This is a genomic window from Streptomyces sp. NPDC056527 (assembly GCF_042794475.1).
Classification (GTDB): Bacteria; Actinomycetota; Actinomycetes; order Streptomycetales; family Streptomycetaceae; genus Streptomyces.
In genome coordinates this window covers 118,344-132,399 of sequence record NZ_JBHTTQ010000010.1, presented here as the reverse complement: position 1 = coordinate 132,399, position 14,056 = coordinate 118,344, and the positions used below count along the sequence as shown (strand labels likewise).

The window sequence follows — 14,056 nt, the reverse complement described above, 5'->3', positions numbered from 1 at the left end:
CGCCCCGGCCGTCATGCGGGATGATCGAGGAGACGGCCGCATCGCCGCAGGCTGACGCAGGGTGTCCGTACCCACCGTGACCTGCGTGTTCACCTGAGGAGCCGGGTGCCCCTCGGCGCCGACCGAAGCGTCGGTCTCCGCCCGTCCCCGGCCGAACCGGCGGGTACGTACGCAGGGCTCATCCGAGCAGCCTCTGACTCAAGGTCTTGACGAGCGACCACCCCGAAGGCTCAGCTTAGAGTTCACAAGTTGGAGAAGTAGCCGGGGTCTCATTGGCGTGGCCCCGGTCGGGGGCGGCGCACGCGCCGCCCATCGCAGGCGGGAGTGGATGAGTCGATGGAGACTCCGGGGTCGCAGACATCTCTGCACAGGGCCAATCTCGAACGGGTGGTCCGTGCGGTACGCATGGCCGGCTCGCTCACCCAGGCGGAGATCGCCCGAGCGACCGGGCTGTCCGCCGCCACGGTCTCCAACATCGTGCGGGAGCTGAAGGACGGCGGCACCGTCGAGGTCACCCCCACCTCCGCGGGCGGGCGCCGGGCCCGCAGCGTCTCGCTCTCGGGCGACGCGGGCATCGTCATCGGCGTCGACTTCGGCCATACGCACCTGCGGGTCGCCGTCGGCAACCTCGCCCACCAGGTCCTCGCCGAGGAGTCCGAGCCGCTCGACGTCGACGCCTCCGCCGCGGAGGGCTTCGACCGGGCGGAACGGCTGGTCACACGGCTGATCGAGGCCACCGGCATCGGCCGGGACAAGGTCGTCGGCGTCGGCCTCGGCGTACCGGGGCCGATCGACGTCTCCTCCGGCACGCTCGGCTCCACCTCGATCCTGCCGGGCTGGAGCGGGATCAACCCGGCCGACGAGCTCTCCGGCCGACTCGGCGTGCCCGTGTACGTCGACAACGACGCCAATCTCGGCGCGCTCGGCGAGCTCGTCTGGGGCAGCGGCCGCGGGGTGAAGGACCTGGCCTACATCAAGGTCGCCAGCGGCGTCGGAGCGGGCCTCGTCATCGACGGACGGGTCTACCGCGGCCCCGGAGGCACAGCCGGCGAGATCGGGCACATCACGATCGACGAATCGGGCCCTGTGTGCCGCTGCGGCAACCGCGGCTGCCTGGAGACCTTCACCGCCGCCCGGTACGTCCTGCCGCTGCTCCAGCCCGGCCACGGCCCCGATCTGACGATGGAACGGGTCGTCCAGCTGGCGCGCGAGGGCGACCCGGGCTGCCGGCGCGTGGTCGCCGACGTCGGCCGCCACATCGGCAGCGGTGTCGCCAACCTCTGCAACCTGCTTAACCCCAGCCGGGTGGTCCTCGGGGGCGACCTCGCGGAGGCCGGTGAGCTGGTGCTCGCGCCGATCCGCGACTCCGTCTCGCGCTATGCCATCCCCAGCGCCGCGCGCCAGCTGTCGCTGGCTCCCGGGGCGCTCGGCGGACGGGCCGAGGTGCTGGGCGCGCTGGCCCTCGCGCTGAGTGAAATGGGCGATTCGACCCTGTTGGAGGGTGCCCTTCCCGGCGCCGCTCCGGCGGCCGCTCCGGCCTCGACGCCTGCCTTCACTTAGATAACGGATGGCACCGTTGTCATCTCGTTAAGGATTTACTCCTTGACGTCGGGGTTGCGGCCGAGTTGACTTCCAGCCACCTCGGCCGCAAAGTCGCGGCCTCGTCAGGGAGGCAACCCCACATGAACGCAATGACGCGTCGCGTCGTCATAGGCACGGCCGCGGTTTCCATGGCCCTCTCTCTCGCCGCCTGTGGCAAGGCGGGCGACAGCGGCTCGGGTTCGGGCGACAGCGCCGGCGGGAACGGTGGCGACAGCAAGACCATCGGTCTGCTGCTGCCGGAGAACAAGACCACGCGTTACGAGACCTTCGACCGCCCGATCATCGAGGCGAAGATCAAGGCGCTGTGCTCGGACTGCGAGGTCAAGTACAACAACGCCGCGCAGGACACCGAGACGCAGAAGAAGCAGTTCGACGCGCTGGTCACGCAGGGCGTGAAGGTCATCATCCTGGACTCGGTCGACTACAAGGCCACCAAGTCCTGGGTGCAGCAGGCCAAGGAGCAGGGCGTCGCGGTCGTGGCGTACGACCGCCTGGCCGAGGGCCCGATCTCCGCCTACGTCTCGTACGACAACGAGAAGATCGGCCGTCTGCAGGGCGAGGGCCTGGTGAAGGCGCTCGGCGACAAGGCCAAGGACGCCAACGTTGTCATGATCAACGGCTCGCCGACCGACCCGAACGCCCCGCTGTTCAAGAAGGGCGCCCACAGCGTCCTGGACACCGGCGTCAAGAAGGTCGTCTACGAGCAGGACATCCCGGACTGGTCCCCGGACGAGGCCAACAAGAAGATGGGTGCCGCCATCGACTCGCTGGGCAAGGACGGCTTCCAGGGCGTCTACTCGGCCAACGACGGCATGGCCGGCGGCATCATCACCGCCCTCGCCAAGCAGGGCATCAAGGTCCCGGTCGGCGGCCAGGACGCCGAGCTCGCCGGTCTGCAGCGCATCCTCAAGGGTGACCAGGCCTTCACGATCTACAAGCAGATCAAGCCGGAGGCCGAGACGACCGCCGAGATCGCGGTCCGTCTGCTCAAGGGCGAGAAGATCGACGACCTGGTTCCCACCAAGGTCACCAGCCTGACCGGTGAGTTCAAGGACATCCCGGCGAAGCTGTACGACGCGCAGGTCGTCACCAAGGGCGACATCGCCGGAACGATCATCAAGGACGGCGTCTACAAGGCCGCCGACATCTGCACCGCCGAGTACAAGGCGGCCTGCGAGGCGGCGGGCATCAAGTAACACCCGCTGCCGGTACGGCCCTTCGGACCCACTGACCTCCCCTCGAAGCGGCCCCCGGTCCGGTCCGGCGACCCCGCCCCGTTCAACGCCCCGCAAGCGGGGGCGGGGCGCCGGACTCCTCTCACAGCCCCCTCTGTGCTCTTCGCACCACCATCCCCGCCGGTCAGGCGGCGAAGGAGATGATTCACGTGTCCGCTACGCCCGTGCTGGCGTTGCGCGGAGTCTCCAAGCGGTTCGGCGCCGTCCAGGTGCTCACCGACGTAGAACTGGAGATCCACGCCGGTGAGGTCGTCGCCCTGGTCGGCGACAACGGCGCCGGCAAGTCGACCCTCGTCAAGACGATCTCGGGCGTCCACCCGATCGACGAGGGCGTCATCGAGTGGGACGGCGACCCCGTCCAGATCAGCAAGCCCCACGACGCCCAGAACCTCGGGGTGGCCACCGTCTACCAGGACCTGGCGCTCTGCGACAACCTCGACGTCGTCGCCAACCTCTTCCTCGGCAGCGAGCTCCGCTCCGCGTCCGTCCTCGACGAGATCGCGATGGAGAAGCGCGCCAAGGAGCTCCTGGACACCCTGTCCATCCGCATTCCGTCGGTCCGCATCCCCGTCGCGGCGCTCTCCGGCGGTCAGCGCCAGGTCGTGGCCATCGCCCGCGCCCTGATCGGCGACCCCAAGATCGTCATCCTGGACGAGCCCACCGCCGCCCTCGGCGTCGAGCAGACCGCACAGGTGCTCGACCTCGTGGAGCGGCTGCGCGAGCGCGGCCACGGAGTCATCCTCATCAGCCACAACATGGCCGACGTCCGCGCCGTCGCGGACAAGGTCGCGGTCCTCCGCCTGGGCCGCAACAACGGTGTCTTCGACGTCAAGGACACCAGCCACGAGACGATCATCGCCGCCATCACCGGTGCCACGGACAACGCCGTGACCCGTCGGCAGGCCCGTACGGCCTCGGCCACGGCCACGAAGGAGGACGCGAAGTGAGCGACCTCGCCAAGACCCCCGAGACGCCCGAGAGCACCGGCACCGCGGCGCCCGAGGCCGCCGTGCCCGAGGCCGCCGTGCCCGCCCAGGCCGCCCCCGTCGAGGCGTCCGCCGCCCCGATCCCCGCCGTCGACCCGCGCCTGCTGGTCCGCGAGCAGGGCATCAAGGGCTACTGGACCGAGTTCAACCGCAAGATCCGCGGCGGCGAGCTCGGCTCCCTCCCCGTCGTCCTGGGCCTGATCGTCATCGCGATCGTCTTCCAGGTCCAGAACGGCAACTTCCTCTCCGCGAGCTCCGTCGCCAACATCGCGGTCTACTCCTCCGGCCTCGGCATCATGGCCGTCGGCATCGTCTTCGTCCTCATCCTGGGCGAGATCGACCTGTCGATGGGCTCGGTCGCCGGCGTCGGCGCCGCCGTCTGGGCCGTACTCAACGTCACCAACGGCATGAACGACCTTCTCTCGGTCGTCATCGCCGTCGCCTCCGGCCTCCTCATCGGCCTGCTGCACGGCTTCTTCTTCGCCAAGATCGGCGTCCCGGCCTTCGTGGTCACGCTCGCCGGCTTCCTCGGCTGGTCCGGCCTGCAGATCTGGCTGATGGGCAAGGAGGGCTCGATCAACGCCCCCACCGGCTCGATCGTGGAGAACCTCACGGCGTACTACTTCGAGGACAAGGCCGCCGCGTACGGCCTGGCCCTCGTGGCGGTCCTCGCCTACGCCGGCTCGCTGCTCCTCGACGCCAAGCGTCGCAAGGCCGCCGCGCTGCCGTCCCGCCCCACCAGCGAGATCGTGCTCCGCACGGCCGTCGTCGCGGTCCTCTGCTTCGTCGTCGCGTACGTCCTGAACGAGCCCCAGGGCGCCCGCGGTCTGCCGCTCGCCCTGGTCCTCTTCCTCGCCGTCCTGGTGATCGCGGACTTCGTCGCCCGACGCACCCTGTTCGGCCGCAAGGTCTTCGCGGTCGGCGGCAACGCCGAGGCCGCCCGCCGCGCGGGCATCAACGTCGACCGGATCCGGATCCTGGTCTTCGGCCTCTCCGGAATGCTCGCCGCCTTCGGCGGCCTCTTCGTGGCCAGCCTCTCCGGCGGCGCCACCAAGAGCCTCGGCAGCGGCAACACGCTGATGCTCGTCATCGCGGCGGCCGTCATCGGCGGAACCAGCCTCTTCGGTGGTCGCGGCAAGGTCTGGTCGGCACTCCTTGGAATGATCGTCATCCAGTCGATCCAGCAGGGCCTGAACATGATCGGAATGGCCAACGAGATCCAGTTCATGATCACCGGCGCGGTGCTCCTCGCCGCGGTCGTGATCGACTCGGTCTCGCGGAGGACCCAGAAGACAGCGGGTCGCGCGTAGCCTCTGTTACGTACTCCACAGTGCTCGGCGCCGGAGAACCGGCGCCGGGCACTGCTGCGTCTGGCCCTGTGCACCGCCCGTACGCTCAGCGGTGTGTCGGCCACACGCGTGAGGCGCACCCCGCCGCCCGATGACCACGGTCGGGGGCGGAACATTAGACTCGACAAATCGGCAAGCTCGACCAGCTCAATGGCAAGGAGGCACGGGTGGCATTGCTGACCCGTATCAGGGGACCGCGCGATCTGGACCGGCTCTCCCCGGAACAGCTGGACCAGCTGGCCGCGGAGATCAGGACGTTTCTCGTGGACGCCGTCTCCAAGACCGGCGGCCACCTCGGCCCCAACCTCGGCGTGGTCGAGCTGACCATCGCCCTGCACCGGGTGTTCGACTCCCCGAAGGACAAGGTCCTCTGGGACACCGGCCACCAGAGCTATGTCCACAAGCTGCTCACGGGCCGCCAGGACTTCTCCAGGCTCAAGATGAAGGGCGGCCTGTCCGGCTACCCCGCGCAGGCGGAGTCCGAGCACGACGTCATCGAGAACTCGCACGCCTCGACCGTCCTCGGCTGGGCCGACGGCCTCGCCAAGGCCAACGAGGTCCTGAAGAAGGACGACCACGTCGTCGCCGTCATCGGCGACGGAGCCCTGACGGGCGGCATGGCCTGGGAGGCGCTGAACAACATCGCCGCCGCCAAGGACCGCCCGCTGGTCATCGTCGTCAACGACAACGAGCGCTCCTACGCGCCCACGATCGGCGGCCTCGCCAACCACCTGGCCACGCTCCGCACCACCGACGGCTACGAGCGCTTCCTCGCCCGCGGCAAGGACATCCTGGAGCGCACCCCCGTCGTCGGGAAGCCGCTCTACGAGACCCTGCACGGCGCCAAGAAGGGCCTGAAGGACTTCATCGCCCCGCAGGGCATGTTCGAGGACCTCGGACTGAAGTACGTCGGCCCCATCGACGGCCACGACATCGAGGCCCTGGAGTCCGCCCTGACGCGCGCCAAGCGCTTCGGCGGCCCGGTGATCGTCCACTGCCTCACCGAGAAGGGCCGCGGCTACCAGCCCGCCCTCCAGGACGAGGCCGACCGCTTCCACGCCGTCGGCAAGATCCACCCCGACACCGGCCTGCCGATCTCCTCCTCCGGAGCCGACTGGACCGGCGTCTTCGCTCAGGAGATGGTCGAGCTCGGCAAGGAGCGCGAGGACATCGTCGCGATCACCGCGGCCATGCTCCAGCCCGTCGGCCTGGACAAGTTCGCCAAGGAGTTCCCCGAGCGGGTGTACGACGTCGGTATCGCCGAGCAGCATGCCGCGGTCTCCGCCGCGGGCCTCGCCACCGGCGGACTCCACCCCGTCTTCGCGGTCTACGCGACCTTCCTCAACCGCGCCTTCGACCAGGTCCTGATGGACGTGGCCCTGCACAAGTGCGGTGTCACCTTCGTCCTGGACCGGGCCGGCGTCACCGGCACGGACGGCGCCTCCCACAACGGCATGTGGGACATGTCGATCCTCCAGGTCGTCCCCGGCCTCAGGCTCGCCGCCCCGCGCGACGCCGACCAGGTCCGCGCCCAGCTGCGCGAGGCCGTCGAGGTCACCGATGCGCCGACCGTCGTCCGCTTCTCCAAGGGCGCCGTCGGCCCCGCCGTACCGGCCCTGCGCCGCATCGGCGGCATGGACGTGCTCCGCGAGCCGGGCACGGCCACGCCCGACGTCCTCCTGGTCTCCGTCGGCGCGCTCGCGCCGATGTGCCTGGAGATCGCCGACCTCCTCGACAAGCAGGGCATCTCCACCACCGTCGTCGACCCTCGCTGGGTCAAGCCGGTCGACGAGGCGCTCGCCCCGCTCGCCGAGCAGCACCGGGTCGTCGTCACCGTGGAGGACAACAGCCGGGTCGGCGGTGTCGGCTCGGCCGTCGCCCAGGCCCTGCGCGACGCCGGAGTCGATGTACCTCTGCGCGACTTCGGCATCCCGCCGCGCTTCCTCGACCACGCCTCGCGCGCCGAGGTGATGGCCGAGATCGGCCTGACCGCGCCGGACATCGCCCGCCAGGTCACCGGTCTGGTGTCGCGCCTCGACGGCAGGTTCGAGGAGAGCACCAAGGCGGTGCAGCCCGCCCGCGACTGACCACCGTCACCGCGCGTCACCATTGGGCCGGTCGGACCACTCCACGGGGTGTTCCACCGGCCCATTCGTGTGAACTCCGTTCCCTCGACAGGCGCCACCCCTTCGGGGTCTCGATCATGGGTGCTGGAACTGACGGCACGGAGGTACGACGGTGAGTACGGACCAGCAGCCAAGCAGATCGTCCGGAATGTTCCGGACGAAGACGGTCGAGCAGTCGATCCGGGACACCGAGGAGCCCGAGCACGCGCTCAAGAAATCGCTCTCCGCCTGGGACCTGATGGTCTTCGGCGTGGGCGTCATCATCGGTACCGGCATCTTCGTGCTCACCGGCAAGGTGGCCAAGGAGAACGCGGGACCGGCCACCGCGCTGGCCTTCGTCGCCGCCGGCATCGTCTGCGCGCTCGCGGCCCTGTGCTACGCCGAGTTCGCCTCGACGGTCCCCGTCGCCGGTTCGGCGTACACCTTCGCGTACGCCTCCATCGGCGAACTCCCGGCCTGGATCATCGGCTGGGACCTCGTCCTGGAGTTCGCGCTCGGCACGGCCGTCGTCGCGGTGGGCTGGTCCGGCTATGTGCGCTCCCTGATGGACAACGTGGACTGGCATCTACCCGCGGCGTTGGAGGGGCCCGACGTGGCGGGCGGCACCTTCGACATCCTGGCCTTCCTGCTGGTCCTGGTGCTGACCGTGGTCCTCGTCCTCGGCATGAAGCTGTCCGCCCGCATCACCGCGATCGTGGTGGCCATCAAGGTCACGGTGGTCATGATCGTGATCATCGCGGGTCTCTTCTTCATCGTGGGCGACAACTACGACCCGTTCATTCCCCCCGCGGTCACCCCGGAGGGCGGCGGCTCCGCCTGGGACGCCCCGCTGGTCCAGACGATCTTCGGGTACGAGGCCACCAACTTCGGCGTCATGGGCATCTTCACCGCCGCCTCCGTCGTCTTCTTCGCCTTCATCGGCTTCGACGTGGTGGCGACCGCGGCCGAGGAGACCAAGCTCCCGCAGCGCGACATGCCCCGCGGCATCCTCGGTTCGCTCCTGATCTGCACCGTGCTCTACGTCGCCGTGGCGCTGGTCGTCACCGGTATGCAGCACTACAGCGAACTTTCGGTCAGCGCTCCGCTCGCCGACGCCTTCAAGGCGGTCGGACATCCCTTCTACGCCGGTGTGATCAGCTTCGGCGCCGCCGTCGGTCTCACGACCGTCTGTCTGATCCTGCTGCTCGGCCAGACCCGGGTGTTCTTCGCGATGAGCCGCGACGGACTGCTGCCGCGCTTCTTCTCCATCACGCACCCGCGCTTCAAGACGCCGTACCGGCCCACCATCCTGCTCGGCGTGATCATCGCGATCGTGGCCGGCTTCACCAGCATCAACGAGCTGGCGACCCTGGTGAACATCGGCACGCTCTTCGCGTTCGTCGTCGTCGCCTTCGGTGTGATGGTGCTCCGCCGCACCCGTCCCGACCTGCACCGCGCGTTCCGCACCCCGTGGGTGCCGGTGCTCCCCATCCTGTCCATCGCCGCCTCGGTCTGGCTGATGCTCAACCTGCCCGGCGAGACCTGGTTCCGCTTCGCGGTCTGGATGGTCATCGGCATCGTCGTCTACTTCCTGTACGGCCGCTCCCACAGCCGCCTGGGCAAGGCGGGCCAGGAAGCGCAGTACTAGATCTCCGGAAGCGCGCGGGGGCCCACGCAACGGGCCCCGTGCTCGCCCACCCGTCGACGCAGTTCACGGTCGGCCGTGACCACCAGGCACGGCCGGCCGTTCGCGTTCCCGGCCAGCTGCACGACGAGGTCGTCGCCGCTGCCCGGCGCCTCCTCGACCCGTACCCCGGGCACGGACTCCACGCCACGCGCCCGGCCCTCGACGACCAGCACGATCTCGAAGGGGCCGCCCTCCGGCCCGCCCGCGGCCGCGAGCCGGTCCCGCAGCCGCTCGGCGGCCGCATGCCGGTCCCGCCACCAACCGTCGGGCCTGGAGCCCACCACGTTGGCGCCGTCGACGATCAGCAGGGGCAGTTCCGGGTCCATACGGACAGGATGTCAGCCGCCGGTCGCGCGGGACTTCTTCGCCGACTCGGGGATCGGGGAGTCCTCCCGGATCGCCTTCCACAATTGCGAGGCGTTGGGCTCGTGGGCCACCACGCGATTCGGGTCCTTCTTGTCGTACGCCACCGGCAGCATGATCGTCTCCATGGTGCTCGGGTTCACGCCGTTCATCGACCGCGCGAAATCGCTCAGGGCCGTCAGCGAGTCCAGCTCGGAGTCGGTGGTGAGCGCCTTGGTCGCGGAGTCGGCGATCTTGTAGGTCTTGGTGGGGCTGCTCAGCAGGTCCTGCTTCTTGATCTCGGTGAGCAGCGCCATCAGGAACTTCTGCTGGTTGCCGATGCGGCCGAGGTCGCTGCCGTCGCCGACGCCGTACCGGGTCCGTACGAAGGCGAGGGACTGGGTGCCGTCCAGCTTCTGCGGACCGGCGGCGAGGTCGAGTCCGGCCGCGCCGTTCCTGATGGGCTCGTCGATGTCGACGGTCACGCCGCCGATGGCGTCGACGAGGTCCTTGAACCCGGCGAAGTCGATCTCCAGATAGTGGTCGAGCCGCACCCCGGACATCTTCTCGACGGTCTTCACCACACAGGCCGGACCGTGCTGGGCGTAGACCGAGTTGAACATGACGCGCTCGGCGGAGGGCGTGGTGCCGCCGCCCTTCCGCGGGCATTCGGGCCGGGTCACCAGGGTGTCGCGGGGAATGCTGATCGCGACGGCCTTCGTCCGGCCCTCGGGTATGTGGACCACCAGCGCGGTGTCCGACCGGGCGCCGGACACCTTGCCCCCGTCGAGCGCCGCGTTGGCCCCGGCCCGCGAGTCCGAACCGAGCACGAGCAGGTTCTGCCCGCCGGCCACCGGCTTCCGCGGCCGGTCGTCCCCGAGTTCCTTGCGGAGGTCAACGGCCTTGATGTTGCCGTCGATGCTCGTGTACATCCAGTACACGGTGCCGCCGGCGGCGAGGAGGAGGACGAGCAGCGTCAGCAGGACGATCCGCCCGGTCCGGCGCTTGCGCTTCGGCGCCCTGCGGGAAGGCGGGGCGGAGCGGTCGGAATCGCTGCGGGATTCCTGCGTGGTCATGTCCTGGGTCATCCTGCCTCAGTCCTCTGCTCCGTAGGCCGTGCAGTATAGGCAAACGGTCGGACTGGCGTGCGAGAAAGCCCGGTTGACGCCGTGTGAACGACGACTGCCGGTGGCGGCACCCGAAGGCGCCACCACCGGCAGTCGCTTGTCGCGTCGTTACGCGGGGACGCTCGCCACGCCCTGCGCGAGGAACGGCTTGCCGTTCACCCGCTGGGAGACGCCCTCACGGTCCAGGTACGGCGTGATGCCGCCCAGGTGGAAGGGCCAGCCCGCGCCCGTGATCAGGCAGAGGTCGATGTCCTGCGCCTCGGCGACGACACCCTCCTCCAGCATCAGGCCGATCTCCTGCGCCACCGCGTCCAGGACGCGGTCGCGGACCTGCTCCTCCGTCAGGACGACATCGCCCTGCACCAGGAGGGCGGCGACCTCGGGGTCCAGCTCCGGCTTGCCGGAGTCGTAGACGTAGAAGCCGCGCTTGCCGGCCTTGACCACGGCCGCCAGGTTCGGGGAGACGGTGAAGCGCTCCGGGAAGGCGCGGTTCAGGGTCTCGGAGACGTGCAGACCGATGGCCGGGCCGACGAGCTCCAGGAGGACCAGCGGGGACATCGGCAGACCGAGCGGCTCGATGGCCTTCTCCGCCGTCTCGACCGAGGTGCCCTCGTCGATGACGTTCTGGATCTCGCCCATGAAGCGGGTCAGGATGCGGTTCACGACGAACGCCGGGGCGTCCTTGGTGAGGACCGCGGTCTTCTTCAGCTTCTTCGCGACACCGAAGGCGGTGGCGAGGGAGGCCTCGTCCGTCTTCTCGCCGCGCACGATCTCCAGGAGCGGGAGGATCGCGACCGGGTTGAAGAAGTGGAAGCCGACCACGCGCTCCGGGTGCTGGAGCTTGGAGGCCATCTCCGACACCGACAGCGAGGAGGTGTTGGTGGCGAGGATCGCGTGCGCCGGGGCGACCGCCTCGACCTCCGCGAACACCTTCTGCTTGACGGACATCTCCTCGAACACGGCCTCGATGATGAAGTCCGCGTCCGCGAAGCCGGCGGCCTTGTCCAGGACACCGGAGACCAGGCCCTTGAGACGGTTGGCCTTGTCCTGGTTGATCCGGCCCTTGCCGAGCAGCTTCTCGATCTCGGCGTGGACGTAGCCCACACCCTTGTCGACGCGCTCCTGGTCGATGTCGGTCAGGACGACCGGCACCTCCAGGCGGCGCAGGAAGAGCAGGGCGAGCTGGGAGGCCATCAGACCGGCGCCGACGACACCGACCTTGGTGACCGGGCGGGCCAGCGACTTGTCCGGGGCACCGGCGGGGCGCTTGCCGCGCTTCTGCACCAGGTTGAAGGCGTAGATGCCGGAGCGGAGCTCGCCGCCCATGATCAGGTCCGCGAGGGCCTGGTCCTCGGCGTCGAAGCCCTTCTGCAGGTCGCCGTCCTTGGACGCCTCGATGATGTCCAGGGCGCGGTACGCGGCCGGGGCCGCGCCGTGCACCTTGGAGTCGGCGATGAACCGGCCCTTGGCGACGGCCTGGTCCCAGCCCTCACCGCGGTCGATCTCCGGACGCTCCACCGTGACCGAGCCGTTGAGGACCGAGGCGGTCCAGATCAGCGACTGCTCCAGGAAGTCGGCGCCCTCGAAGATCGCGTCGGCGATGCCGAGCTCGAAGACCTGCTTGCCCTTGAGCTGACGGTTCTGGTTCAGCGAGTTCTCGATGATGACCGTGACGGCCTTGTCCGCACCGATCAGGTTCGGCAGGATCGTGCAGCCGCCCCAGCCGGGGACCAGACCGAGGAAGACCTCGGGCAGCGAGAAAGCCGGCAGGGCCTTGGAGACGGTGCGGTAGGTGCAGTGCAGACCGACCTCGACACCGCCGCCCATCGCCGCGCCGTTGTAGTACGCGAAGGTCGGCACGGCCAGCGCGGACAGACGCTTGAAGACGTCGTGGCCGCCCTTGCCGATGGCGAGCGCGTCGGAGTGCTGCTTGAGCAGCTCGACGCCCTTGAGGTCGGCGCCCACGGCGAAGATGAACGGCTTGCCGGTGACACCGACGCCGACGATCTCACCGTTGGCGGCCTCGGCCTCGACCTGGTCGATCGCCGTGTTGAGGTTCGCCAGGGACTGCGGACCGAAGGTGGTCGGCTTGGTGTGGTCGAAGCCGTTGTCCAGCGTGATCAGCGCGAACCGGCCCGCACCCGCGGGCAGTTCGAAGTGCCGTACGTGGGCGCTGGTGACGACCTCGTCCGGGAACAGCTCGGCCGCACCCTTCAGAAGCTCGGCGGTGGTGCTCACTTGCCCTCCCAGTGGGGGTTCTCCCAGATGACGGTCGCGCCCATGCCGAAGCCGACGCACATCGTGTTGAGGCCGTAACGGACCTGCGGGTTCTCCTCGAACTGGCGGGCCAGCTGCGTCATGAGACGGACGCCGGAGGAGGCGAGCGGGTGACCGTAGGCGATGGCGCCGCCGTACTGGTTGACGCGGGCGTCGTCGTCGGCGATGCCGTAGTGCTCCAGGAACGCCAGGACCTGGACCGCGAAGGCCTCGTTGACCTCGAAGAGGTCGATGTCCTCGATCGAGAGACCGGCCTGGGCCAGCGCCTTCTCGGTCGCCGGGATCGGGCCGTAGCCCATGACCTCGGGCTCGACGCCGGCGAAGGCGTACGAGACGAGGCGCATCTTCACCGGGAGGTTGTTCTCGCGGGCGAAGTCCTCGGAGGCGATGATCGAGGCGGTGGCGCCGTCGTTGAGACCGGCCGCGTTACCGGCGGTGACGTTGCCGTGGACGCGGAACGGCGTCTTCAGGTTCGCCAGCGACTCCAGGGTGGTGCCCGGGCGCATCGGCTCGTCGGCGGTGACCAGGCCCCAGCCGGTCTCGCCGGCCTCGGCGTTGGTGCGGCGGACCGAGATCGGCACCAGGTCCTGCTGGATCTTGCCGTCGGCGTACGCCTTGGCGGCCTTCTCCTGCGAGCGCACGGCGTACTCGTCGGCGCGCTGCTTGGTGATGCTCGGGTAGCGGTCGTGCAGGTTCTCGGCGGTCATGCCCATGAACAGGGCGGACTCGTCGACCAGCTTCTCGCTCACGAAGCGCGGGTTCGGGTCGACGCCCTCGCCCATGGGGTGGCGGCCCATGTGCTCGACGCCACCGGCGATGACGGCGTCGTAGGCGCCGAACGCGATGGAGCCGGCGACCGAGGTGACGGCGGTCAGCGCGCCGGCGCACATACGGTCGATGGAGTAGCCCGGGACGGACTGCGGCAGACCGGCGAGGATGCCGGCGGTGCGGCCGAGGGTCAGACCCTGGTCACCGATCTGCGTGGTCGCGGCGATGGCGACCTCGTCGATCTTCGCGGGGTCGAGGCCGGGGTTGCGGCGCAGCAGCTCCCGGATGGCCTTCACGACGAGATCGTCGGCGCGGGTCTCGTGGTAGATGCCCTTCGGGCCCGCCTTGCCGAACGGGGTGCGGACGCCGTCGACGAAGACGACGTCCCTGACGGTACGAGGCACGATGGCTCTCCTCCAGGGTGCGGGATGGCACTGCTGCGGCACGCGGCTAAGCGCGCGCTTGCTCCCCCCATGCTACTTGCGGGTAACCGGGCTGCCCAGCCCCGGGGGCCGGAGCGGTGAAGGTCACACTGCGGGGAGGGTACGCCGACGCCCCCGGCGGGCGGTGCGGGTGCA

10 protein-coding genes are annotated in these 14,056 nt (G+C 69.5%); 6 read left to right on the top strand and 4 right to left on the bottom strand.

The genetic code is table 11. The features are described 5' to 3' along the window. Positions 1–336: 336 nt before the first annotated feature. From ACFQ7Q_RS08690 to ACFQ7Q_RS08665, 6 genes are all read left to right on the top strand, one after another. Positions 337–1,560: an ROK family protein gene (locus ACFQ7Q_RS08690; RefSeq protein ID WP_383551417.1), complete on the top strand. Its 1,224-nt coding sequence runs from the start codon at positions 337–339 to the stop codon at positions 1,558–1,560. A 122-nt stretch (positions 1,561–1,682) separates the two neighbouring features. Then, positions 1,683–2,798: a substrate-binding domain-containing protein gene (locus ACFQ7Q_RS08685; protein ID WP_383551415.1), complete on the top strand. Its 1,116-nt coding sequence runs from the start codon at positions 1,683–1,685 to the stop codon at positions 2,796–2,798. A gap of 179 nt (positions 2,799–2,977) precedes the next feature. Then, positions 2,978–3,784 (top strand): ATP-binding cassette domain-containing protein, encoded by an 807-nt coding sequence (locus ACFQ7Q_RS08680; protein ID WP_383551413.1) that lies wholly within the window; start codon positions 2,978–2,980, stop codon positions 3,782–3,784. Then, positions 3,781–5,133 carry a sugar ABC transporter permease gene (locus ACFQ7Q_RS08675; protein ID WP_383551411.1) on the top strand — a complete coding sequence of 451 codons (1,353 nt, stop codon included), beginning with the start codon at positions 3,781–3,783 and terminating at the stop codon, positions 5,131–5,133. Before ACFQ7Q_RS08680 ends, ACFQ7Q_RS08675 begins: the two co-directional genes overlap by 4 nt. Positions 5,134–5,339: 206 nt before the next feature. Further along, positions 5,340–7,259: a 1-deoxy-D-xylulose-5-phosphate synthase gene (gene dxs / locus ACFQ7Q_RS08670; protein WP_383551409.1), complete on the top strand. Its 1,920-nt coding sequence runs from the start codon at positions 5,340–5,342 to the stop codon at positions 7,257–7,259. A gap of 187 nt (positions 7,260–7,446) precedes the next feature. Further along, positions 7,447–8,925 carry an amino acid permease gene (locus ACFQ7Q_RS08665; protein ID WP_383551407.1) on the top strand — a complete coding sequence of 493 codons (1,479 nt, stop codon included), beginning with the start codon at positions 7,447–7,449 and terminating at the stop codon, positions 8,923–8,925. On the opposite strand, the gene ACFQ7Q_RS08660 is transcribed toward ACFQ7Q_RS08665, so the two are convergent. From ACFQ7Q_RS08660 to ACFQ7Q_RS08645, 4 genes are all read right to left on the bottom strand, one after another. Beyond that, positions 8,922–9,290, bottom strand: a complete 369-nt coding sequence (locus tag ACFQ7Q_RS08660) for an NTP pyrophosphohydrolase (protein WP_383551405.1) — start codon at positions 9,288–9,290, stop codon at positions 8,922–8,924. The two genes, ACFQ7Q_RS08665 and ACFQ7Q_RS08660, sit on opposite strands and share 4 nt — an antisense overlap. 12 nt (positions 9,291–9,302) lie before the next feature. Further along, positions 9,303–10,382, bottom strand: coding sequence for an LCP family protein (locus ACFQ7Q_RS08655; protein ID WP_383551403.1), 1,080 nt, complete (start codon positions 10,380–10,382; stop codon positions 9,303–9,305). A gap of 159 nt (positions 10,383–10,541) precedes the next feature. Further along, positions 10,542–12,671 (bottom strand): 3-hydroxyacyl-CoA dehydrogenase NAD-binding domain-containing protein, encoded by a 2,130-nt coding sequence (locus ACFQ7Q_RS08650; protein ID WP_383551401.1) that lies wholly within the window; start codon positions 12,669–12,671, stop codon positions 10,542–10,544. Next, positions 12,668–13,882, bottom strand: coding sequence for a thiolase family protein (locus ACFQ7Q_RS08645; protein WP_383551399.1), 1,215 nt, complete (start codon positions 13,880–13,882; stop codon positions 12,668–12,670). Before ACFQ7Q_RS08645 ends, ACFQ7Q_RS08650 begins: the two co-directional genes overlap by 4 nt. Positions 13,883–14,056 lie beyond the last annotated feature (174 nt).